The following is a 24,250-nucleotide window of genomic DNA, read 5'->3' as shown; positions in this document are numbered from 1 at the left end:
GCTAGGCTCCTAAAAAAGGTTTAAAAAGCGCGCCCACAGGCAACGGAACCTCAAGCAAAAAACTAAAGATAATATACACACTCACACTCACGCCCACACTCGCCCCTAAGGCTTGGCGTGTTGTGCCTTTGAAAATCTTTGAAATAAAAAAAACAAGGATTGTGGTTGATAAAATAAACCCTAAAAAATCAAAGCTTAACTGATAAGCCAACAAAAGAACAACGATCACAACCGTTTTTACTACTGTTGGCAGTTCTGGAAAATGCACTTTTCTTGGCTTTACAATGACAAAAAGCGACAACACGGCCAGTGCCGCACCAATCCCAACAGGAAAGGCAGAAGGCCCCAAGGGATCATAAGAAAAGGGAACCTCTAGTGCGAGGCCCCCGTAAAGTACATACACTCCAACTGCAAGTAGAAAAACACCAAAAAGCCTGTCGGCCATCATTGGATAAGTCCTGCTTCTTTCGCCAATGCTTTAAACCGGCTCTCTTCTTTTTGCATAAAGGCGTGGTACTCTTCACCAATCAATGTAAACGGATACAAGCCGCGCACTTCTCGCTCTTCTTTGAACTCGGGAGTTTCCACCAAGGCTTTTATCTTCTCAACCCAGTAGTTATACTCCTCGTCACTCACTTTTGGCCCCAAATAAAACCCTCTCCAAATGGTCCATACCGCATCATAACCTTGTTCTTTTGCCGTAGGAATGTCTGCCATCACGCCAGGAAGTCTCTCCTCAGAAAGAAGGGCTAGCACCTTGTATTTTCCAGATGAAATCTGACCTGAAAATTCTGCAATATCGCCAGGGTAAATCTGAATATGGTTACCCAGTAGCGCTGTTAATGCTTCTCCGCCCCCTTCAAAAGCAACATATTTCATGTCTTTTGGGTTGATGCCCGCAAGTTTTGCAATGATGGCCGCTTTAAACCAATCTTGTGAACCAATAGAACCGCCTGAGCCCAAAACATACCCTTTTGGGTTGGCCTGAAGGTCTGCTACGAGTTCATTGAGGTTATTCCATTTTGCATCTGCTTTTACAATAACCGCACCATAATCCGCCCCAAGGGCCGCAAGCCATCGTACCGAATCAACAGAATGCTTTGCGCCAAATTTTCCCTGAGCAATATTGAGCGCCGAGCCTGTACTTGCTGCGACAATCATGTTCGCATCATCTGGCCGTTGCCCAATCACATGGTTGTACGCCACCGCACCAACGCCCCCAGGCATGAAGTTAACAATCATAGGTTTTTCTATGATTTTCGTAGCCCCAAGAGAGTTGGAAACAAGCCTGCACGTAAGGTCAAACCCGCCCCCTGGTTTTGCGGGAGCAAGACACAAAGGCTTACTTGCCTCAAACGCATGTGCACCGCTAGCAAGTGTGGCCGAAGCAACACAAATTGCTACAAAATGTAACATTTTACGCATAAAAACTCCTTGTAGGATTTAGTTTTGAAACATGCTAGCACTTTTTTGAAACTTAAATCAAGATAAACAGCATTGAATGTGTAAGGTGTATTGTGGGGATTATGTGCATAATGTGCAACGTTACGATAGGTATCAAAGTGAAAAAAAGAGTGGGAATTTTTGATTTTTTTTTGGTGCTAAGGAGAAAAAAGGGTAGGCAAAAAAAGAAAAAGGAGGGTTCAAAAAAGTAGCATTACCTTCTTGAACCCTCCTTACATGTAAAGCCTTACATGTAAGCTTCTGCAGGGTAATTTTCTGTGACAAAATCGATGTCTTTATCGCCACGTCCGCTAAGATTTACCAAGATAGACGCATAGGGTTTTTCCTTGGCCAATTTCATAGCAAACGCCACCGCATGGGCACTTTCAAGGGCGGGAATGATGCCCTCAAACCGTGAAAGCATGTAAAACGCACGGATGGCTTCTTCATCATTAGCTGTGGCAATCTTGGTGCGCCCAATAGAGCTTAAATAAGCATGTTCTGGCCCCACCGAAGGGTAATCTAGCCCACTAGCGATGGAATACACCGCCGCAGGTTCACCCGCGTCATCTTTGAGCATGATGGAATTAAACCCGTGCAACACGCCCTCGCTTCCGTAGGTCAAGCTTGCCGCATGTTCACCCAGTTTCGCCCCTTTGCCCATGGGCTCTACTGCGTAAATCTCGCACGGGTCATCAATGAACGCGCTAAAAAGCCCCATGGCGTTACTGCCCCCGCCCACACACGCGACAAGGTTGTCTGGCAGATTGCCCGTCATTTCTTGAAACTGTTCTCTGGCTTCGATGCCCACCACACTTTGAAAATCCCGCACCATGCGCGGAAACGGATGCGGGCCCACCACCGAACCAATGGCGTAAATACTCTCTTCGGGGTCTTTGAGGTACGCTTCAAAGGCCGAATCCACCGCTTCTTTAAGGGTGCGTTGTCCAAAAGAAACGGGCACAACTTTAGCGCCAAGGGTGCGCATCCGAATGACATTGGGGTGCTCTTTGGCGATGTCTACTTCCCCCATGTGAATCTCGCACTCTAACCCAAAGTACGCCGCCGCAGTCGCTAGCGCCACACCATGCTGCCCTGCACCCGTTTCGGCGATGAGCTTTTTCTTGCCCAAATACGACGCCAACAACGCCTCACCCATACAGTGGTTGAGTTTGTGCGCCCCCGTGTGGTTTAAGTCTTCGCGCTTGAGGTAAATGCGCGCCCCGCCTACCTTTTCGGTCAAACGCTTGGCGTAGTACACGGGTGTGGGTCGCCCTTGAAAATGTTTGCGAATGTCGCGGAGTTTCATGATGAAATCATGGGAGTTGCCGATGGTTAAGTACGCTTGCTCTATTTTTTCAAATTGCTCGATAAGTTGGGGTGGTAAAAACGCCCCGCCGAATTTGCCAAAATACCCCTTGCCATCAGGAAATCGCTGTATATACGCCTTTTCTTTCATGCCCATCCTTTGAAATTGTAATGGGATGATTATAAACTAGCACCCTTAAACTAGGGTGATTATTGTATGATTTCAAGATGCTTACCCAAGGAAGACCCCATGGAACTCGAACACCACATAGAAATGCTCATCGACCAAGGTGCTAGCGATTTTGAGATTTCCAAGCTCATCAAACAGCACATCAAAACCTACCTTAGCTCCCTTGATTCCCTCTTTGAACAAACCCAAGGCAAAGACTTTTTAGTCAAACACACCAAATCCATCGACGGGTTTGTTAAGGTTATTTTCAAATACACCCTACGCCAATACTTTGGCAACTACATGCCCTTGCACAACGCCCTTCCCATCACCCTCGTGGCCATGGGCAGTTACGGACGCGAAGAGTTGTGTGTCTATTCGGACATTGATTTGATGATTGTTTACAAAGACATCAAGGGGTACAACATCGAACCCATCATCACAGCCATGCTCTACCTTGCGTGGGATGCGGGCATGAAACTGGGACATCGCACCCATAAAGTTGAAGAGTTACTAGAGGCTAGCGAGGAAGATTTGACCATCAAAACCGCCATGCTCGAATCCCGTTTTTTATGCGGCTCAAAATTTTTGTGGATGGAAACCGAACGAGAACTCTTTCGCATTCGCCGCCATGAAATGCGCGCCTACATCGAAGAAAAAATCAGCGCGTACCGTGCCAGAGGTGAACAATACCCCCTCACCATGGAGCCCAACATCAAGCAAGGCGTAGGAGGTCTTCGCGATGCCAACACGCTTTATTGGGTTGCCCAATGCTTGCATGGGGTGACCAAACTCAAAGACTTGGTGCCGCGCTTTTTGAGCGAAGAAGAGTTTCGTGATTTGCGCATGGCCCAAGAGTTTTTGTTTCGCCTGCGTTCTGCCTTGCACTTAAGTGCCGGGAAAAAACAAGACACCCTCAACCTCGAACTCATTCCCAGTGTCGCTCAAAAGCTTGGGTTTGTGGACAAAAGGCTCCAAAGCGCCCAAATGAGTTTGGCCAAAAAAACTTTTGAAAGCCTGTGGACCCTAAAAATCACCAGCCAAATCTACATCAAACGCCTCTGTGCCCCACTGTTTTGCGACCTTTCAAACCTCTCATCATTGCGCGCCGCACGGTTTAGAAAAAAGCTTTACATGTACGAAGGGACGCTTTACGCTTCCTTTCACAAAAAACCCGATACCCTTAAAACCATCTTGGAAATGTTTTTAAGCCTAGAAGACGTGCCCCTTGGCTTTGATATCAGTTTCATCCACTACTTGCGCCAAACCCCTTTGAAGGTGCACAATTCGCCCGCCATTTACGCCTTGTTTAAACGCTTGTTTCACCGCCAACACCTCAATCAATTTTTGTACGCTTTTTACAAAGCGGGACTACTCCAAGACCTCATCAAACCCATGCGCCACGCCATCAATCTTCCCCAATTTGACGGCTACCACATCTACCCTGTAGATATTCACTCGTTAAAATGCGTGTGGCACCTTGAACACATCCAAGACCCATTCATCCAAGCGCTTCTTGATGATTTGTGTGGCGATGGCAAGGCGTTGTTGCGTCTAGTGGTGCTGTTTCACGACATTGGCAAGGGACGCAAGGGAGACCACAGCGAAATTGGCGCGCGCCTCTTTAAGCTCTACGCCCAAAAACTCGGCTTCAAAGAAGAGAGCATTGCCATGGGGGTGTTACTGATTCGCTACCACACCTACATGTCCAACGTCGCCAACCGCGAAGACATTTATAACGAAAAAGTCATCCTCTCCTTTGTCTCCATCCTAGGCGATCCCAAAGCTTTGCGCTTGCTCTATATCCTAACCTACTGCGACATCAACGGCGTTAGCCCTACAACCTACTCTACGTTCACCGCAAGGCTGCTACGCGAGTTATATGATTTGGCCCTCGAAGCCTTTCCCAAAGATGCCTTGGTCGATGAAGCGTCAAGGCGCCGTAAAAAAGAAAAAGCCCTTGCTAAAAACCCTTCTTTTATGGCTCTCTCAAACGCAACGCAACGGAAAATCTTGGGCATTCCTTCTACCTTTTTCTTCTTAAAGCACAAAGCCCACGAAATCGTCTCCATTTCCTCTTGGGCTCTTGAGATTAAAGACTACGACGCGCACATTTTAAACCACCAACACCTCAGCATCTCCCTCGTGCGCACGCGCCCCTTTAATCTGGGGTATTTTTTGAGCAAAGTGGCCTACCTTGACCTTGCGCACATGGAAATCTTTAAACTTTTTGATGGAAAAAAATACTTTAAATTGGAGTTCAACGAAACTGCTGAAGACATTGGGCACATTTCCCAACTCATTGACGAGTCCTTTGACATGAGCAAAAGAACCACCCTCAAACAACCCATCATCCTCGAAGAGGAACTTGTCTTTGACTGTGAGCATTCCAGCACCTACGCCCAACTTTCCCTCAAAGCCAAGGACCAACAAGGGCTTATGGCGTATATTATTTCCGTGTTTGACGAATGGGGACTTGACATTTCCAGTGCCAAAATTCAAACCATCAAGCACCGCGCACGTAATCTTTTTTTAATAGAAAAACAGGGCAAATTGTGCGACAATAAAGAAAAAATCATAGCACTGTTGTGTGGAAAGAAGGAAGGATAATTTTATGTGCGGGATTGTTGGATACATCGGAACACGAGAAAAAAAAGCATTTTTACTAGACGGTCTTAGAGAGCTAGAATACCGCGGATACGACTCTGCTGGCATCGCGTTACTAACCCACGGGAAAATCTGCGCCTACAAGGCCACAGGAAAACTCGAAAACCTTGCCTTAAAAACGGAGAACGTCACCTCGGAAGGATTTGGGATTGGTATCGGGCATACCCGTTGGGCAACCCACGGCAAACCCACCGAAATCAACGCCCATCCCCACTGGGGAGAGCACGCTTTTGTGGTACACAATGGCATCATCGAAAATTACCGCGAAATCAAAGACGCCTTGCAAGCAAAAGGGGTCCACTTTTTAAGCCAAACCGACACGGAAGTTATCGTGCATTTGTTTGAGTCCAATATTGCCACGCACCCTGACCTCTTTAGTGCTTTTGAAGCCACTGTGGAAGCCTTGCATGGGGCGTATGCCATTTTGCTCATCACGACCTTGGCGCCCGAAACCATTTTTTATGCTAAAACTGCCGTGCCGCTCATCTTGGCTAAAAATGCCGAGGGTGAACTCTTTTTTGGCTCCTCCGATGCCCCACTCATTGGCGCTGCCACCGAAGCGGTGTACCTTGAGGACGGAGAATACGGCACCCTTTCACAAGAAGGCATCACCTTGTTTAAAAACCGCCAAGCCCGCCCCTTGCGTTTTGTTTCCCTTCCCCAAGACAAAGCCTACGCCCAAAAAGAGGGGTACCGCTTCTTCATGGAGAAGGAGATTTACGAACAAACCAGAGTCATTGGCGAAACCTTGATGGGGCGCATCATTAACGACACCATCGCGCTTGATGAGCTTTCGCCCAAGCTTTTAGAAGGGATTGAAGCCATCAAAATCTGCGCGTGTGGCACCAGTTACCACGCGGGGCTTGTGGCAAGCTACCTCTTTGAGCGCCTAGCAAAGGTGCGTTGTAATGTGGAAATCGCTAGCGAATTTCGCTACAAAGACCCCTTTCTCACCCCAGACACACTCTTTGTGGTCATCAGTCAAAGCGGCGAAACTGCCGACACCCTCGAAGCGTTGAAGATTGCCAAGGCAGCAGGACTTAAAACCCTAGCCATTTGCAACGTAGACAACTCCTCCATCGTGCGCCTTGCGGATGCCACCTTGCTCACCCGCGCGGGAATCGAAAAAGGGGTCGCTAGCACCAAAGCCTTTGCCACCCAAGTGGCAACGTTGTGGATGAGCGCTTTGTTTATAGGAACCCACAAAAAAACCCTTTCAGACACCCTTTTGGCCACCGAAATCAACACCTTATTGCGCATCCCCAATGTCTTACATGTAAAGGATGCCCTCCATGAAAAAATCCACCGCCTTGCCAAACGCTACTTGCACGGACACGGCTTCTTTTTTATTGGTCGCGACATTTTCTACCCTCTCGCCCTTGAAGGTGCACTCAAACTCAAAGAGATTAGCTACTTGCACGCGGAAGGGTACCCTGCAGGAGAGATGAAGCACGGGCCTATTGCCCTAGCCGATAGCGGGCTTTTCACCGTTGCCCTCATGCCCCAAACCCTCCTTTACGATAAAATCAAAAGCAACGTGGAGGAGCTTAGTGCGCGGGATGCGACCATCCTAGCCATCAGCCCCAAACCCTTTGATTTGGCCGATGATTTTATCCAAACGGGCAACCACGCCCACCCTATGAGCGAGTTTTTTGAAATGATGCTCATCACACAGCTTTTGGCTCTTGAGATTTCCATCCGCCTTGGCAACGACGTGGACATGCCCCGCAACCTTGCTAAAAGCGTCACGGTCGAGTAAGCAATGAACACGCAAAAGAAACTGATGCTTGTCTCTATCGCAGGCATCTTTATTGCTTTTGTTGTGCTTTACGTCATTGCGGCCACCAGTTTTCGCACCCTTACTACCAGTGCTTCCACAGACAAGGCGGTGATTGCTTCCCAACTCATTAAAGATGGGCTTACCTCTCACATGGTGAGTGGCTCAGCTCAAGGGCGTGAATTCTTTTTGCGCAACATCACCAACACCCAAAACATTGACCAACTGTGGGTGGCGCGCGCACCCTCACTCATCGAGCAATACGGGGCTGGCTTTAACAATGAAATCCCCAAAGACGACATTGACCATAGGGTGATTCAAAGCGGTGAGCCCTACCACCTCCTCAGCGAAACCATCTCGCACGCCAAACTCCGATTCACTGTTCCCTACAAAGCCTCCACGCAAGGCAACCCTAACTGCCTCGCCTGCCACAACGCCCAAGAGGGCGAAACCCTAGGGGTGGTGAGCATGGTGTTTGACATCACGCAAGCGCGCAACGAAAGCGTGCTCATTTTGTTTTACATCATGGGGATTTCGGTTCTTGTGATGGTAGCTGTTTTGTGGTCCATCCACTACACGTTTCGCCCCTTCATGTCTTTGTTTGATTCCATCACCAACGTCATGAAATACGCCCAACGGGGTGATTATAGCCGCCGTGTTGATGGGTCAAACACCCATAGCGACGGGCGACAGGTTGCCTTGTGGATTAACAACTTTTTAGACAAACTCGAAACCTCTTTGCAACACATTCAAAAATCTGCCAAAGACTTTTTTCTCTTTGAAAACCACTCCAATGCCGACCCACTGCTTGATACAAAATCCCTTGTGGAAGAGATGGCGGACATTTACCGTTTTAAAAAAACCATTGAATTTGACGAAGACAAAGCCCAAGTTTACGCGCGCCTTGGAACCATTTTGGAACACCACTTTGGCATCCAAGAGTTTCAACTCATCGAAACCAACACCCAAACCAACAGCACAACACAGGTGTATTCCTGCCTTAGCACGCCCCATGTTTTAGATGCTCATTGTCGGGCTTTGCGCACCAAACAGCCTGTCTTTTCTGACCAATTTGAGCACATTTGCCCCGCGGACCACCATGCGTGCGAGCACTACTTGTGCATTCCCTATACTATCAGCGACGATGTTGAACTGTTGCTGTACGTCGCTTCAAGCAAGCCTGAAAGCGTGGAGCGTATCAAAACACTCTTGCCGCAAATTGAAAACTTTATCGACGCGGCACGCCCTGAGCTTGTGAGTAAAAACCTCACCGAAATCTTGCGCCTCTCCTCAACAACCGACCAACTCACGGGTTTGTATAACCGAAAATTCTTGGATGACTTTATTGAGAAATCTTCCGCACAAGCCTTGCGTAGCCATTTTGGGTATGCTATTTTGATGCTAGATATTGATTTTTTCAAAGCGGTCAACGACAAGCATGGCCACGATGTGGGCGACAAGGCCATCCAAGTCCTTTCCCACGTCATCAAAAGTTCTATTCGCGAATCCGATGTTGCCTTTCGGTATGGCGGAGAGGAGTTTTTAATCTTGCTTTATAACTGCGAAACAGCCAAGGTGGACGAGATAGCCAACACCATCCGCACCACCTTTGCCAAACAAGCCATTCAAGGCGCTAGCGGAAAAAACTTCACCAAAACCCTCAGTATTGGCTATGCGCTGTTCCCTCACGATGCGCAAACCATTTGGCGTTGTATCAAATTTGCCGATGTGGCCTTGTACCAAGCCAAAGAAACAGGACGCAACAAAGTCGTGCGTTTTGACCTCTCTATGCTTGGCGAAGGGGAGCTAAACGCGACTTACAATCCCGCGCCAAAAAACGGGTAATCCATCCCTTTAGCCACCTGCTTACTCGCCCCCACAAGGCGCTCACACAGGTAAAGCCCAAGGTCGATAGACGCACTCACCCCCTGAGAAGTCACGACCTCTCCCGCGTCCACAACCCGCGCATCCCGCACCACTTCTGCGCAATAAGGCGCCAAAAGTTCCAACGCATTGGAGTGGGTAGTGGCCCGCTTCTCTTTTAAAAACCCTGCCGCGCCCAAAAGCAAGGCACCCGTGCAAACGCCTGCTTTTAAGGGTGCAAAACGGGCACTTTTAATCCACGCCAAAAAAATCTCATCGTGCATGAGCGTACGGGTTCCCGTACCCCCAGGCACCACAACGATGTCATACCCGTCTAGGGAGCTTTGCACCGTGTCGGCTTTAAGGGTGAGGCCATGGATGTCACGCACCTCTTCTTTGAGTGCGCACGTGTTACATGTAAGGCCTTCCACAAGCCCTAAGGTTTTCAGGCGCATGAGCGCATCATAGGCACCAAAAAAATCCAACATATTCATCCGATCAAAGGCTACAAACGCAATACGCATCTTACAATCCTACAAATTCTTTTTTATGTTCCAAAACCTTGCGCAAATATTCGCGGGTTTCCTCAAACGCCACCTCTTCGCGCAACACTTTATACACCCCTGCGGGTGCTAGGGTATTGATGCGCTCCTTAGCGCGGTCTCTGTCTGTGTGAAAGGCTTTTAGCACCGTTCCTGCTCCACCGTTGTACGCGCTAATGACAGTGTATTCGTGCGACAATGGGTGGGTGATGCCTGTCAAATAACGGGTGCGCAATAGGTGCAAATAAGTCGTTCCCATTTCGATATTGTTTTTCGCATCGTACAAATACTCGCGCGTGGGCGCCCACTCTTTGCCCGTGAGCTGTTTGTAGGCATCGCGCCCCGCCGTTTGGGGCATAATCTGCATAAGCCCCACCGCACCACTGCGGCTAATAGCATACTGGTTAAAGTTGCTCTCGGTGCGAATGATGGCGTACACGAGGGCTTGACTAAGGCCGTAGCGATTCGCGTAAGTTTGCACTAGCGGGGCAAATTTGCTCACCCGAACCGATGCGTGGTTTTTGACCATCGGAATGGTCACGTAGTTTACATGTAAGCGGGCGTTATTGCGGGTAATGGTGCGGGTTTTAAGCTCACGGGAGAGCAAAATATCGGCGTACCGTTTGGCGCGCCACTCCCAACGGATGGGGTTGTTTTGGTCATCCACCACTTCGTTGTACAAATAAGGTGTCGCGCCCACTTCGATGGCCCTTGTGTCAAACAAATCCACCTGACGGGGGTCTTCGGGCATCAGCAGTGCCATCACGATAGCCTCGCGCAAATGGGCTTTGGGGTCGTCTTTTGTCACCGTTTCCACCGTCACTTCGCCCTTGTCAAAGTCCACTAACACGCGGCTTTGAAACTCTTGGAGGTACTTGACGGTTTTGGTTTTGGAGCTCTCTTCCACGTTGCCCTCGCCCCACTCTTTGGCCACTTGCCCAAAAAGAGCGACGAACAAATCGCGCACGTTTACGTCGAGGTTTTTAACATCTCGAACAAGTTGCTCAGGATTGGCGGCGTAGTGCACGCTTTTAGTACGCGCCAAGGATTTCACTGCGGTGCTTGGGTCTTTGGAAAGGGCCACTTGGGCGATGTTAACATAATCCCCGCGCGAACATCCTGTTAAGACCACCGCCACTGCTACCATCCAAAACCGTCTCATCACTGCGCTCCTTTATGAAAAAGTATTCTACACATTAGCGCCTGAAAGGCGAATTTAGTTAGTATTACATTTATTTTTAAGGAAATCCATGTCGCTACTTTTTTCTGCCGAGCACTACTATGTTGAACTCCACGAAAGTGAGATTCCGTGGGTTAAAATCTTTAGCGCGCACCCTTACAAGGAACTCACCGATTGCGACCCGCAGACTAAGGCCGCTTTGTTTACATGTATGGAAACGTGTGAGCGGGTTTTACGTGCCTATTATGCTCCTGAGAAAATCAACATCGCCATTTTTGGCAACTACCTTCCCCATCTGCACATTCACGTCATGGCGCGCTTTAAGGAAGATGCGTATTTTCCCGAGTCCATGTGGGGTGTCAAACAGCGGGAAAGTGCCCTAAATCTCCCGTCCCTTGAAGGATTTATCGCCGCCCTAACGCACGCCCTAGAATCCCTTACATGTAAGGGTTGATTTTTTCTAAAATTCCTATTACAATCGCCCCAACTTACCCAAAGGTCTCTCATGCGCACCATCTTATTTCCTATCTCTTCCTTGTTTTTTGCCATTGCGCTGTTGTGCGTGGGGTACGGGTTGCTCATGAGCCTTGTGGGGATTCGCATGCAAGAGTTGGGCAATTCCACCTTTGCCACGGGCGTGGTCAACGCTAGCTTCTTTTTGGGTGCCATTCTCTCCTCTTTGAGTGCGTTAAAAATCATCTCAAGTGTCGGACACATCCGCAGTTTTGGAGTGTTCGCCGCCCTGTTGACCTTCGCCTCTTTGGGGCATATTCTGACTACCGACCCCGTTGTTTGGGCTCTTTTTCGCACCCTTGCAGGGTATTCTTTTTACAGCATGTTGCTCATCATTGAAAGCTGGATCAATGAAAAAACAGGAAGCGGCGACCGTAGCAAAGTCCTCTCCATCTACACGGTTGTGTTTTACCTCGCCACCTCAGGTGGGCAACTCATGCTTCAAGTCGAAGACAGTACGGGATTTTTGCTTTTTGTGCTTGCGTCCATGTTTATCGTCCTCTCGCTCATCCCTATTGCCATGACCAAAATCCAAGAGCCCCATCTGGTCAAAGTCGAAAGCATGAGCCTTCCTGGGCTTTATGGCATCGCCAAGCTTGCCATTGTTGCTAGTTTTGTGGGTGGGATTTTAGTAGGGGGATTTTTCACCATGGCGCCCGTGTATGCTAAAAACATGGGGCTTTCAAATGAGTCTATCTCCTTGTTTATGAGCATCGCGCTGTTGGGTGCCTTGTTGGCGCAATGGCCCATCGGCTGGGTATCTGACCGCTTGGGACGCAAGATGGCCATCTTGAGCGTTGCGTTCATGAGTCTGGTCACATCCACCTTGTTGTGGTTGTTTGATGGACAACTGTTATTTTTGGGAGGGTTTTTGCTAGGTGTGTCTATCTTTGCCATCTATCCCCTAAGTCTAGCGCGGGCCAATGACACCACAGATGTGGAAGTGAGTGCCGTAGAAATTAGCCGTACCTTGCTCATGACCTACGGGGTAGGCTCTTTTTTGGCACCGCTGCTCATCGGGGTGGCCATGAGTTTTCTGGGGAATAACGCGATGTTTTTGCTCTTTGGAGTGCTTTCTTTCGTGCTGTGTACGTACACTCTCCTGCGCGACAAGGTGCCTTTCGAAGAGCGCAGTATCTACGTTCCCATGCCCTCCGCCTCGAGTACCATCTTGCCTGAGTTTGACCCCAGACAAGATGACGCGTGGGTACAAGAACAAAAAGAGCACATCGTCGATGAGACGTGGAACTCTTTGGGAAATGAGGAGTCTACTGACCGTGAAACTCCCGATAACTCTCATAATCCCCTTTAAAGTCCTCTAGCACACCGTGCTCGTCGATGCGTAAAATGCGGTTAGCAAAAGCGTCGATGAGTTCGCGGTCATGGGTCACGCACAGCACGTTTCCATCGAAGCGGTAAAGGGCTTCGCCCAGGGCGATGATGGCCTCAAGGTCGAGGTGGTTGTTTGGCTCATCCAGCAGGACAAAATTGCCTTTTTGAAGCATGATTTTAGAAAGCATAATGCGGTGTTTTTCCCCACCACTGAGGTTTGAAACACCCTTTTTTTGCTCTTCGCCAGAAAAGAGCATCCGCCCAAGGCATTTGCGGATTTCATCGAGGTCTTGTTTTTTGTCAAACTGCTGTAACCATTCAAACAAAGGCAAATCCCCCGTGATAAGCTCGGTAGCATTTTGCGGAAAATAGGTCGGCTCCATGGTCGCTCCCCAGAAAATCTCCCCGCCATCGGGCTTAATCTGATCCATAATAATCTGGCACAAGGTGGTTTTTCCCGCGCCATTTGGCCCAATGAGGGCGATTTTATCGCCTTTTTCTACTTTGAATTCCAGATTTTCAAAAACCGTGTGCTCCCCGTAAGCCTTACTCACCTTGCGCACTTCTAGGATTTCATTGCCGATGTCGCGGTTACGTTTGAACATGATGCTAGGATCACGCCTTGTGGAAACTTGGAGTTCTGAAACATCAAGTTTTTCCAATTGCTTTTGACGGCTTGTGGCTTGTTTGGCTTTGGACGCGTTGGCCGAGAAACGGCGGATAAAGTTTTCAAGCTCTTCTTTTTCTTTGAGTTTTTTACTACGGTCTACCTCTTGTTGTTTTTGAATCAACGTCGAAGCCATGTACCAGTCATCATAAGTGCCTGAAAACTCACGGATTTTACGAAAATCTACGTCTAGGATGTGCGTACACACGGCATTTAAAAAGTGGCGGTCGTGGGAAATGACCACCAAGGTGCCCCCATGGCGCTTAAGTTGTTCTTCAAGCCACGTAATGGCTTCAAGGTCAAGGTTGTTGGTAGGCTCATCCAAAAACAACACGTCAGGGCGCGGGAAAAGCACTTGGGCAAGGAGAATTTTAAATTTATCTGCGCCAGTAAGGGTGCTCATTTTTTCTTCATGCATAGAAGAAGGAAAGCCTAGGGATTCCAAAATCTTTTCAATCTGTACATCACTCTCATAGGTCGGGTCTTCTTCGGCGCACACAATCTCAAGCTCCGCTAAGCGGTCGTTGACTTTTTCGTCTTCAAAATCACCCGTTTCGTAGAGCTTTTCTTTCTCTTTTTGCGCGTCAAACAAGCGTTTGTTGCCGTACAGTACCGCGTCTTTGAGGGAAAACTCTTCGTACGCGTATTGGTTTTGACTCAACACACCCACACGCAAACCACTGTCCACGCTCACATGCCCGCTAGAAGGCTCAAGCTGATGGGCCAAGATTTTCATAAAGGTACTTTTGCCCGCGCCATTAGCGCCGATGAGTCCGTAGCGCTTGCCCCCATCAAGGGTAATCGAAATGTCCTCAAACAAGAGCTGTGCGCCAAAGCGCATGGTGATATTGCGTACATTAACCATAGTTATTTCCTTTTTTATAACCGCATTGTGCACATCCCACACCACTGCAAAGCTTTTTGCCTTGAAATAGGACGGATGGAAAACCTTTGTGAGGAAAAGAAGGGCACAAGCAGTTTAATTTTTTGCGCATTTTAACATATTCTTTCATCTTCTCTTGCTATAATCTGCCAAAAATCAAAAGGACCCCATGCCTTCCTCGTTGACCTTGCCACTTTTTGCACTTTCATTATGCCTCTTACTCTTTTTTGGCCACCCTTTTTTCCTTTGGTTTGATGGCATCTTAGAAGGACAACTGAGCGTACTGATGATGGTACTGCCCTTGTTGAGCCTCTTTTTTAGCCTTCACTTTGGCCGTGCAAAGCCTATGCTCTTGTCCTTTTTACTTTTTTGCGGCCAAGGCATGGTGCTGTTTTACGAACCCTTGGGACTCTCTAAAGAAGCGGCCATCCAAGCCTTTTTTCTCTTGTTGCCTGTGGCATTTTTACTTCTTGGGCTCATGAGCGAAAAGGGTGTTTTTGGCAAACCCTCCCTTACGCGCTATGGCCTCACGCTTATCTTCTGCCTCATAGGCTACTTTCTTGCGCGCAGCAGTGCCCTTGGCGTCACTATCACAACGCCTATTTTTACAACGCCCTTGCCTTTTGAACCGTTGTCACAAGTTGCCATGGTGTTGTATGGGGTTGGGATTGTATTTTTGATAGCGTATGGCTTGCTTGAATCCAAACAAACAGAAAAATCCCTTGCTTGGGCTTTGGTAGTGGGCGGGCTTCCCATCCTTAGCACGTCGTCGCTTCCTTCGCTGTATTTGGGTGCGGCAAGCCTTGTTTTGTTGGTAGCACTCAGCAAGGACGCTTACCGCATGGCTTTTATCGATACTCTCACGGGCATCCCTTCACGTCGGGCCATGGAGGAATATTTTGAACGGCTTTCGCCGCCTTTTACCATCGCCATGACCGACATTGACCACTTTAAAAACTTTAACGACACCTACGGCCACGACGTGGGCGATGACGTGTTGCGCAAGGTGGCCATCACCCTTAAGGGCGTCAAGGGTGGCGGCAAGGCCTTTCGGTATGGCGGGGAAGAGTTTGCCCTTGTCTTTGCGGGCAAACAGGTCAAAGAGTGCAAACTGTACCTAGAAGAAGTGCGCGAAGCCATCGCAACTCAAGGATTTTACATCCGTGGCAATGACCGCGCCCCTAAAAAATCTCCTGCTAAAGCTGGCACAACTGTGTCGCTGACCATTAGCATTGGCGCGTGCGATCACTCTTGGGGAAGGGATATTCCTGCCATTGTCAAAAAAGCAGACACGTTGCTTTACCAAGCTAAAAAAGCAGGGAGAAATTGCGTCAAGTTAGCCGCCACAAAACCTTCGCAGTAGCCTTTTTGGGTTGCTTATTAAATCGTCACAATGTTTGACCGATGTTCCGCTATAATGCACTCAAGACCACACAAAGGCACTCTAATGTCTGAAAGACTCTCTTGCAGTATTGCCCAATGCAAACAGCGCGCCAACGAGGTGGAAAACATGAGTTTTGATGCACTTGAAACCATGAATGCCAAATGTGAAGCCTGTGGGGGCTGGCTCCTCAAAGAAACCGAGGCTGCCAACCACACGTACCACAAAGTCTCCAACCGCTGGGCGGTTGTCTTTAATCAAAACCTCTTAAAAAAATAGATATAAAGGGCGCTTTACCCCTTACATGTAAAGCCTAGTGAAGCTCTGTATTAAGCACCACTTCCCGCTGGGAACGAAAGACGTTTAGCGCGCCTGTGAGGCTGTTTTGGCGAAAGTGAAGCCCGTGCAATCCAGCCAAATCTAAGCCTTTAAACACGTAGGTTTCTTCGCCAAGAACGTATTCAAATTCTGGATTGACTTCTTTGATTTTTTCCATTTGCGCGGGAGAAATGCTCACCTTTGTGCCTTCTAAAATCGCTATGCCTGCGTCCACGATGCACCCATCTCCAAGGGGAATACCCGTGACCGAATTGGCCCCAAGCAAGGTGTTTTCACCGATGGTGACAGGGTTGCCGTTGGTGCCGCTTAGTACGCCAAGAATGCTCGCACCCCCACCCACATCACTGCCCGCGCCCACAATCGCTGAAGAGCTGATGCGTCCTTCGACCATCACAGGGCCTGTGGTGCCTGCGTTAAAGTTAATGTAACTTGCTCCTGGCATCACGGTCGTTCCAGCTGCCAGTTGTGCACCCATGCGTACCTTGCTTGCGTCTAAAATACGGGTGTTGTCTGCGGGAATAACGTGCTGTAAAAAGCGGGGAAATTTGTCCACCGAATCAATCACAGGAAAGGTGCCATCAAGCTTCATTTCGATTTCATTTTCGCGTAGCCACGCAAGCTCGATGGGCACGTTCATGGACCATGCGACGTTTTCAAGCACACCAAATGCGCCACTGAGGTTGAGTGAACGCAAGGGTGCTTTGCCTGTGGAGAGGGCGTAGAGTTTTAGGTACACCGCTTCCACACTTTTGGGCGCTACGTCTTCAAACACAAACACCAAACGAAAGTCTTTTTCAAGCCCTTCGTTTTGGGTGATGAAGTTAAGGTGTTGGACGACTTGCACGTTTTGGTGCACACTGCCCGCGGCCAACTCCAAAAAAGGCTCAAAGGCGGCCATGGCATTTTTAACAAACTTCTTTTTGATGTCACACACAAACTCACTGCCTGAGAAATCTACCTCTATGCCCGCTTCTTCAAGGGCTGCGACAAATACGGCCGCACTGCCAAAGTTTTCATTCCAGTTGACCACTGGAAAGCTGGCTTGAAGGATTTTAGAAGGGGTGAGTTGCCCGCGATCGACCCTGGCAATCCCAAAGCCAAGAGGGTCTTTGTAGCCCGACTTTGCCTTTGTTTTTTCCACCAATTTAGCAAATGCTTCTTTTGTTTCAATCCCTTTAATGGCCATCATGTATCCTTTGCGTGTTGTTCTAAAATGGGGTGATTGTACCTAAAAGTTGATGTTAGAAGGATTAAAAGGAGAGAGGAAGGCTTAGGGATGGTTTTTAGAAGTGCTCCACGTCTTTCAAGGATAAAAGTCTATATTCTACCTCATATTCCTTGTACTCTTGGATGAGTTTTTGTGATTTAAGGACGAGCTCATTGTGGTTGAGCCGTTTTTCACTTAACTTCACTTCACAAATGAGGAGTTTTTTATCTATCTCATCAATGGCAACAATATCTATTTCGTTTTGGTTTCCCCTCTCCCAATAAGCACCTATGCGTGTGTAAGTTTGTTTTTCTTTTAGGAGTTCTACGAAAAGTTTTTCTAAAAATTTTCCCTTGTAAGTAGAAATGTCCCTGTGGATTATTTCCTTTAGTCTTTCAAAGTTTTCGGCTTCAACTAAAGATTGGTATTTAAAGATAAAACGAAACCAAAACCCTAGAAAATTGTCTGTGATTTCATACTTTTGCACTTTTGCGTTGGCTTTTGCGTTAATGGGTTTGATGGATTTGATGATATTGTAGTCATGCTCAAGACGGGCAAGGTGCCCTGAGACGTTTCTCTCCAAAACAGACTCGATTTCATTTCTAGAGGTTTTTGAACTGGTGATAAGCGAAAGAATAGAGAAGTAGGTGCCGTACTCTTTGCCAAACTCTTCGATGAGCCTATTTTTTCCCTCGTCTAAAAAGAGTGAATGTGGCTCCACGATGCGCTCAACCATCGCTTCAAAGGCAAAGGCTTCATAAAGCACAAAGAGCTCGACATACTTTGCGACCCCACCGCTAAGCAGGTAAAAATCAAGGAGATTTTCATCGCTATAAGCGCCATAGTCTTGCAAGATTTCTTTCAATACCGAAACCTTAAGGGGTTTTAATTCTATCTTAAAATCACTCCGTCCAAAAAGTGGTTCTTTGGTGTCTTCATAGATTTTTTTCATTAAGCTATAGACCGAACCGCAAGTAATAAGATGAATGTGGGTGCTATGTTTATGCAAGTCCCAAAGTTTTTGCACAGAAGAATAAACAGATGCATTAATGCGGTAAAACTCTTGAAACTCATCGATAATGAGCGTAAAACTCTTTGTTTTTCCAAGCTCTAAGAGATAATCAAAAAGCACTTCAAATTTTGCGATAGCTCCGTGTGGCTTGACTCCAAGCTTGGCTGCAATCTCTTCAAGAAACTCCACGCACAAAAGGTGTTCATCTTTTTTGGAAATGAAAAAATAAAGCACAGCATCGCTAGAGTAATTTTGTAGTGCTAGTGTTGTTTTTCCAACCCTTCTTCTACCAATAAGCATCGTAAGGATAGAACGTTGTGCTTTTAGTTTGTCTGCTTTTTTTAAGAGTTCCAACTCTTGCTCGCGGTTGTAAAACTTCATGATAAAAACCTTTGTTACGATAACCTGCGTTATTATAACAAAATGTGGTGAATTATCCAATAACGGTTTTGGTTTTCATGCTCCCAAAATTCGTGGTGTTTTTATACTAAAGTGTGCGGGGGAAATAGGCTTGTATTTTAAAAAGAAGAGTATCGTAGCGTAAAGAAGTATTAAAAAAGCGTTACATGTAAAACCTTTACATGTAACGCAAGTGTGCGCTAACTAGCGCCTAATGTTTAGCAGAACACGCACTCACGCCAGCAGGTGTGGTGGGTTGGATGGCTTCGTTGGAGGCGCCGCCTTCTTCGTTGACTTTTTCGATAGCTGCCCACAGTTTGCGCGCCGCTTCGTGGTAGCGTTTGGCGGTTTCGGAGCTTGGAGCGTAGAAGGTGACGGGCTTACCCGCATCTCCCCCTTCGCGCACGGCGGGTTCGATGGGCACTTCGGCAAGCACGATGGTGTTAAACTCTGTCGCGAGAGGTTGGGTGGTTCCCTTGCCAAAGATGTCGTACTCTTTGCCGCTCTCAGGACAGATAAAACCGCTCATGTTTTCCACAATCCCCGCGATAGGAATGTGGAGTTTTTGAAACATATCGAGGCTTCGCACGGTGTCATCAAGAGCTACTTGTTGTGGCGTCGTGACGCACACACCCACAGTGACAGGCACGCTTTGGGCGAGTGTCAACTGCGCGTCACCCGTTCCAGGAGGCATGTCGATGAAGAGCACATCCAAGTCGCTCCACAAGATGTCACCCAACAACTGCTCGATGGCTTTCATGACCATGGCGCCGCGCCAGATGAGAGATTGCCCCTCTTCCATGAGTGAACCCATGCTCATCATCTCGATGCCGTGGGTTTGGATGGGCTTGACTTTTTGCCCCACAATCTCAGGATGTGTGCCTACAACGCCGAGCATCCGAGGAATGTTTGGCCCGTAAATGTCCGCATCCAACAAGCCGACTTTTTTACCTTGGGCTGCCATGGCAAGGGCGAGGTTTACGGTGGTGGTAGACTTGCCCACACCGCCTTTGCCTGAGCTGACCATGACAAAGTTTCTCACGTGCGGGGCGATGTTTTTGCCCGACTGGGAGTTGCTTTTTTGGGTGGGGGCTTTGGGTTGCTTAACGGTCACATCCACGCGTGCCGCCCCTGCTTTGGTCAAACAGGCAGTGATGGTTGTGCGAAGCTCTTCGGCCACTTCAGGGCTTGCTGAGACAATCTCCACATTAAGCAGCACATTTTCACCACTCACTTCTACGTCTTTGACAAAGCCAAAGGCGACGATGTCTTTTTCAAATCCTGGGTATTTGACGCTTTTGAGCGCCTCTAAAACCAATTCTTTTGTCAAAATCTTCTCCTAAAACGTGGCTTACCTTCACAGGTAGCGTCCTAACTAATTTGTGGAATATAGCACTTTGATGTTAAAAGGAGGCTTAAGATATAGGAGTGTTTTAGTCTTAGATAGCAGGTCTTACATGTAAGGACTATTTGCCTTACATGTAAGACTAAATTTTAGGCCTTAAAGGGCCGTGGAAGCTTCCAAGTATCCAGTAAAATCAAGGCAGACATCAGGAGAATCGACCCCACCATCACACTTCCAAACCCATAAATAGCATAAGCAAGTGCTGGGATTTCTTTAATAAACCACCACGAGAAAATATCGATAAATCCGGCCGAAAATGACAACACAATCAACGCCGAACGTATCCATTCTTTGTACGTCGTATACGCAAACAACAGTGTCACAAAAATCAAAAATGACGCGATGCCGTACATGTGAATATGCGCTTGCTTAGACATCTGTTTCCACGAGTACCCTACTTCCGTGTACGCAACGATGTCTTCGTACTTCTCAAAAGGAATGGAGCGAATCGCGCGGGTCATAGTCGAAGTGCGCGAGTGGCAATTGCGGCAATCGTATCGGATGATGGTTTCAACCTCTTTGAACAAAGGAGTTTCTTTTTTTGCCCCTTCTTTGATCCACTGCTCCACCACCTCAATATCTTCTAGCTCACTCACAAACTCTTTCATGCTTCCATGCATAGAGCCTACCAACATAGAAGTGCCATATTTTTTACTAATCTGTCCCACTGTGGGGATTTTCAGGCCCGATTTTTCTCCCGTGAGCGCAAGGCCTAGCAAAATCACCGAAGAAACCGTGGCTACAATCACAAAGCCTAAAAACAAGGTGATGGCCATTTTTGCTTGGATATTAAGCTGTTGAATATTCACATGTTTTCCTTTTTATTTTTTTGTCGTGCCCTGGATTTACCAAAGGCACAACATAGCCTACTTAAAGGTTAAGGCAATGGAACCTTCATGATACACATGGTTGATTTGCGTGTTGTCAAACACCGCTACAGCAAAAGGATAGGCTTTGGCAAGGTCACTAAACTGTACGTCTTGCTCTGCAGATTTTGGATGCTTGGTCACCAATGCGCGCTTCATCACATACGTCCACACACCATTTTCCCATTTTGAATTAACACTAATATCTCCGCGAGACCCTTCAAATGGCTTCACAATCATCGCAGGAACTCTATCCCCGGCTTTAAAGGTGTCCACAAAAGGAACCTTGTCTGCATCATGAATCCAAAACAAATCAGGTTGTGCCTTAGCACTAATGTACATAGGAGCAGTTTTTTCTTTGTTGACATTATCCACTGGACCGCCGCCTGTTCGTTCATCACTCATGCGACCCCAACTTCTATTTACTGTTCCATCCGCATAGTGGTTGACGAACTGGTCATCCGCTTGCCCCACAGAGTTTGTTCGCACGCCCTTGGTGTGCCACATATCAATAAGTTGGCCCTCCGCACGTGTAAATTTTCGCCCTGCTGTTTTGCCCGCATCCACACCGTTGATTTTGCCATCTTCTGCTACGTGACAGGCCACGGCACATCCTCTTCGCTCAAATCCACGCGCGCTGATGTCCCAATACAAGGCGACTCTGTCTTCATAATAGGTATTTTCTTTTCCAAACTGGTCTGGATTTTTGAGTTGCTTCCACGTGCCATCGGGTTGTTTTTCCCAAGGGTAACGTTCAAGGCTTTTTGTAGGGTCAGCATATTCGATTTTAAAATAAACATACTCGCCATCATACACAGACTGAATCTTTACAGTCGTCGTTTTAATGCCCTTGTAGTTGTCACTTTGATAAGGAAGCTGATCGACAACAACCTGAACAGGTTTAGCACTCATCCAAGCCGCATCGCCCGCATCTAGTGAAGCAACGCCTTTAACCTTAGCGCTCTCCAACGTCAACCCAGTGCCCCCATACAGCGCAGAACCCGCAAGCAAAGCACCTGCTAAGACGCATGTAATCTTTTTCATGAAAACTCCTTTAGTAAAATGTAACTGCATTGTATTGGAGGGATATTTCGTCAATATTAACTCTTTATTAACTTTTCTTAATCTTTCCATAAGGGCAACAAAGTAGAATCATTTCCATGAAACTTTTACTCATCGAAGACGACATCAAAATCCTCTCTTTCGTCAAAAAAGGCCTTGAAGAGGAAGGATTTTTGGTGGACACGGCGCAAGATGGCTCCAGTGGATTTTACTTAGCCAGCGAGTTCCCCTACGACGCACTCATTGTCGACTGGATGTTGCCTGGCATTCAAGGAGACCAACTGTGCATGCGTTTGCGCGCCAAAAAAATCACCATGCCCATCCTGATGCTCACGGCTAAAAATACCCTTGAAGAAAAAGTGCACGGGCTAAATTGCGGTGCGGATGATTACTTGTGCAAACCCTTTGAATTTGCAGAGCTTGTTGCCAGACTCAACGCCCTTTTGCGTCGCACTTCTTACAGTTTTGATGAAACCATCATGCTAGATACTCTTGAGATTACTGTTTCCAAGCGCCACGTGACCCGTTCAAATCGCTCCATCAACCTCACTAGCAAGGAGTTTGACATGCTCATGCTTTTACTTCTCAACAAGGGAAACACCCTAACCCACACCCAACTTCAAGAAAAAATATGGGGCATCAACGAATCCACGTCTAGCAATATCATCAATGTCTTCATTCATCATTTACGCCAAAAGATAGACACCGAGGGGGAGAAAAAACTTATCAAAACCGTACGAGGGTCAGGCTATAAAATCGATGACACCTAAGCGCATTTCATGGAAGTAATCCTCTTTATTTACGGTCTTGCTTTTTTTGTACTTGGCATTCTTGCTTTTTTTGTCAAGACCAAACAAAGCCAAATCTTTTTTGCTAAAAAAATCTGGCTCCTAGGTGCATTTGGCATCTCCCACGCTTTAGTCGAGTGGGTGTTTCTCTACAGTTACGTCAAACCTCAGCTACACGATGTGCTAATCGCTTTTAAGTCCTTTTTTCTTGTCATTTCCTATTTCTTTTTATTTGAATTTTCCCGTTTTATCATCCGCGAAAGCTTTAAACACAAACAGCATCCTCTTCATTTTCTCTTCTATCTTTATGACAGTCGCATCATTTACCCCATCAGCATCACTAATTTTTTCATTCTCGTCATGCTCGACCCCTCGTACGATGGGATTATTTCCGCAGTGCGTTACACTTACGGGTTTTTTGGCTCTCTTTTTTTGGGCATTGGGCTTTATTTTTACGGAGAATCCCTCAAAAAAACCCCTTACGCAGAAAAGCTCAAACTCTATTTTAAAATCCCAGGGGTCGCTTTTATTTTTTACGCTTTCATTGCCATTATTGCCGTTTATCCTACAAATTACTTCCCTGGAAATACCTTCAATGCCGCATGGTTTTTAGATACCTTTGGCTTTCCTGTGCAGTTTTTCAGGGCACTTTGTGCCATCATCATCACCACATGTTCGGTAAAAGCGTTGCAAATCTTTAACGAAGAAGCCGATTTAAAACTTACCCATTCGCTAAGTCAAATCAAACGCTTTTCTTCTGATGTTTCCCATGAACTCAAGACCCCTTTGACGTCCATGAAAGGCGAATTAGAAGTGGCGTTGAAAAAAAATCGCACGACGCAAGAGTATCAAAACACCCTCTCTTCCACCCTCGAAGAAGTCAACACACTCCAATCCATCGTCAAAAATCTTTTAATGCTCGCCTACATGGAGAAAAAATCCCTTGCCAAACATTTTACCCTCAACCAAGCTGACGACATCGTCTTAAAGTGCATCGAAGAACTGTGGCCTGTTGCTTCCAAAAAGCAGATCGACTTACATGTAAATGACCTTGAAACCACGCCAGTGCTATGCGACGAATTACTGTTGCAACAAGTGTTTTATAACCTCATCGAAAACGCCATCAAACACAGTCCCGAACACACAACCATCACCCTAAGCCTCACACACACCCCAACCCACATCCAATTTGTGGTGCGCGACAACGGCCCTGGTGTTCCTGAAGATAAATTAGCCTACCTTTTTGACAGGTTTTACCGCTGTGATGACGCAAGGTCGCGCAAGGTTCAAGGGTTTGGCCTGGGGCTGTCCATCGCAAAACAAATCGTGCTAGCGCACACAGGAACCATCACAGCACACAACCATTCCTCAGGCGGACTGGTTATTACGGTAACACTTCCCCTTCCTAGTAACCCAAATTAAAAAGATAAAAAAAAGCTTCCTTCGT

Annotated in this window: 20 protein-coding genes; 9 read left to right on the top strand and 11 right to left on the bottom strand. The window is 47.3% G+C overall.

Features of this window, described 5'->3' with window-relative positions; genetic code table 11:
* Position 1 precedes the first annotated feature (1 nt).
* From AC5SLM_RS13705 to trpB, 3 genes are all read right to left on the bottom strand, one after another.
* Positions 2-448 carry a tripartite tricarboxylate transporter TctB family protein gene (locus AC5SLM_RS13705; protein WP_495251537.1) on the bottom strand — a complete coding sequence of 149 codons (447 nt, stop codon included), beginning with the start codon at positions 446-448 and terminating at the stop codon, positions 2-4.
* Complete coding sequence (locus AC5SLM_RS13700; protein ID WP_495251536.1) at positions 445-1,425, bottom strand: Bug family tripartite tricarboxylate transporter substrate binding protein; 981 nt, start codon at positions 1,423-1,425, stop codon at positions 445-447. Before AC5SLM_RS13700 ends, AC5SLM_RS13705 begins: the two co-directional genes overlap by 4 nt.
* A gap of 265 nt (positions 1,426-1,690) precedes the next feature.
* Positions 1,691-2,902 carry a tryptophan synthase subunit beta gene (trpB, locus tag AC5SLM_RS13695; protein WP_495251535.1) on the bottom strand — a complete coding sequence of 404 codons (1,212 nt, stop codon included), beginning with the start codon at positions 2,900-2,902 and terminating at the stop codon, positions 1,691-1,693.
* A 99-nt stretch (positions 2,903-3,001) separates the two neighbouring features.
* Here trpB and AC5SLM_RS13690 point away from each other — a divergent pair, with 99 nt between their 5' ends.
* Genes AC5SLM_RS13690 through AC5SLM_RS13680 form a run of 3 tightly spaced genes read left to right on the top strand, consistent with a single transcriptional unit; the run spans position 3,002 to position 9,209 of the window.
* The gene (locus tag AC5SLM_RS13690) at positions 3,002-5,530 is read left to right on the top strand and encodes a [protein-PII] uridylyltransferase family protein (RefSeq protein ID WP_495251534.1); all 2,529 of its coding nucleotides are present in this window, start codon (positions 3,002-3,004) and stop codon (positions 5,528-5,530) included.
* 4 nt (positions 5,531-5,534) lie between these two features.
* A complete protein-coding gene (glmS, locus tag AC5SLM_RS13685; RefSeq protein WP_495251533.1) occupies positions 5,535-7,346 on the top strand; it encodes a glutamine--fructose-6-phosphate transaminase (isomerizing) in 1,812 nt (603 codons plus the stop codon).
* A gap of 24 nt (positions 7,347-7,370) precedes the next feature.
* Entirely contained in the window at positions 7,371-9,209 is a 1,839-nt protein-coding gene (locus AC5SLM_RS13680; protein ID WP_495251532.1) for a GGDEF domain-containing protein, read from the top strand.
* Here AC5SLM_RS13680 and AC5SLM_RS13675 read toward each other — a convergent pair.
* A complete protein-coding gene (locus AC5SLM_RS13675) occupies positions 9,182-9,751 on the bottom strand; it encodes a DJ-1/PfpI family protein (RefSeq protein WP_495251531.1) in 570 nt (189 codons plus the stop codon). The two genes, AC5SLM_RS13680 and AC5SLM_RS13675, sit on opposite strands and share 28 nt — an antisense overlap.
* Position 9,752: 1 nt before the next feature.
* Positions 9,753-10,931, bottom strand: coding sequence for a murein transglycosylase domain-containing protein (locus AC5SLM_RS13670; RefSeq protein ID WP_495251530.1), 1,179 nt, complete (start codon positions 10,929-10,931; stop codon positions 9,753-9,755).
* An 88-nt stretch (positions 10,932-11,019) separates the two neighbouring features.
* On the opposite strand from AC5SLM_RS13670, the gene AC5SLM_RS13665 reads away from it, so the two are divergent.
* Together AC5SLM_RS13665 and AC5SLM_RS13660 are read left to right on the top strand one after the other, a co-directional pair.
* Entirely contained in the window at positions 11,020-11,403 is a 384-nt protein-coding gene (locus AC5SLM_RS13665) for an HIT family protein (protein ID WP_495251529.1), read from the top strand.
* Positions 11,404-11,454: 51 nt separating this feature from the next.
* Positions 11,455-12,774: an MFS transporter gene (locus tag AC5SLM_RS13660; RefSeq protein ID WP_495251528.1), complete on the top strand. Its 1,320-nt coding sequence runs from the start codon at positions 11,455-11,457 to the stop codon at positions 12,772-12,774.
* Here AC5SLM_RS13660 and AC5SLM_RS13655 read toward each other — a convergent pair.
* Positions 12,731-14,326, bottom strand: a complete 1,596-nt coding sequence (locus AC5SLM_RS13655; protein WP_495251527.1) for an ABC-F family ATP-binding cassette domain-containing protein — start codon at positions 14,324-14,326, stop codon at positions 12,731-12,733. The genes AC5SLM_RS13660 and AC5SLM_RS13655 overlap by 44 nt on opposite strands.
* Before the next feature lie 187 nt (positions 14,327-14,513).
* Here AC5SLM_RS13655 and AC5SLM_RS13650 point away from each other — a divergent pair, with 187 nt between their 5' ends.
* Positions 14,514-15,707, top strand: coding sequence for a GGDEF domain-containing protein (locus AC5SLM_RS13650; protein ID WP_495251526.1), 1,194 nt, complete (start codon positions 14,514-14,516; stop codon positions 15,705-15,707).
* Between the two features lie 84 nt (positions 15,708-15,791).
* On the top strand, positions 15,792-16,004 hold the full coding sequence (locus AC5SLM_RS13645) for a hypothetical protein (RefSeq protein ID WP_495251525.1): 213 nt from the start codon (positions 15,792-15,794) through the stop codon (positions 16,002-16,004).
* 34 nt (positions 16,005-16,038) lie between these two features.
* Here the strand turns inward: AC5SLM_RS13645 and AC5SLM_RS13640 are convergent, their stop codons facing one another.
* The 5 genes from AC5SLM_RS13640 to AC5SLM_RS13620 form a co-directional block, all read right to left on the bottom strand.
* Positions 16,039-17,250, bottom strand: a complete 1,212-nt coding sequence (locus AC5SLM_RS13640) for a tetrahydrodipicolinate N-succinyltransferase N-terminal domain-containing protein (protein WP_495251548.1) — start codon at positions 17,248-17,250, stop codon at positions 16,039-16,041.
* Positions 17,251-17,347: 97 nt separating this feature from the next.
* Positions 17,348-18,664, bottom strand: a complete 1,317-nt coding sequence (locus AC5SLM_RS13635; protein ID WP_495251524.1) for an ATP-binding protein — start codon at positions 18,662-18,664, stop codon at positions 17,348-17,350.
* A 229-nt stretch (positions 18,665-18,893) separates the two neighbouring features.
* Complete coding sequence (locus AC5SLM_RS13630; RefSeq protein WP_495251547.1) at positions 18,894-20,015, bottom strand: Mrp/NBP35 family ATP-binding protein; 1,122 nt, start codon at positions 20,013-20,015, stop codon at positions 18,894-18,896.
* Positions 20,016-20,176: 161 nt separating this feature from the next.
* Positions 20,177-20,896, bottom strand: a complete 720-nt coding sequence (locus tag AC5SLM_RS13625; protein ID WP_495251523.1) for an Aq_1264-related membrane protein — start codon at positions 20,894-20,896, stop codon at positions 20,177-20,179.
* A gap of 57 nt (positions 20,897-20,953) precedes the next feature.
* Positions 20,954-21,997 (bottom strand): ethylbenzene dehydrogenase-related protein, encoded by a 1,044-nt coding sequence (locus AC5SLM_RS13620; protein WP_495251522.1) that lies wholly within the window; start codon positions 21,995-21,997, stop codon positions 20,954-20,956.
* Positions 21,998-22,113: 116 nt separating this feature from the next.
* Here AC5SLM_RS13620 and AC5SLM_RS13615 point away from each other — a divergent pair, with 116 nt between their 5' ends.
* Both AC5SLM_RS13615 and AC5SLM_RS13610 read left to right on the top strand, forming a co-directional pair.
* A complete protein-coding gene (locus tag AC5SLM_RS13615) occupies positions 22,114-22,785 on the top strand; it encodes a response regulator transcription factor (RefSeq protein ID WP_495251521.1) in 672 nt (223 codons plus the stop codon).
* A 9-nt stretch (positions 22,786-22,794) separates the two neighbouring features.
* Positions 22,795-24,225, top strand: coding sequence for a sensor histidine kinase (locus tag AC5SLM_RS13610; RefSeq protein WP_495251520.1), 1,431 nt, complete (start codon positions 22,795-22,797; stop codon positions 24,223-24,225).
* Positions 24,226-24,250 lie beyond the last annotated feature (25 nt).

The sequence above is a fragment of the Sulfurospirillum sp. HTRB-L1 genome (assembly GCF_059415125.1).
Note: the sequence above shows the minus strand (reverse complement) of the source record. Positions and strands in the feature narration are given on the sequence as shown.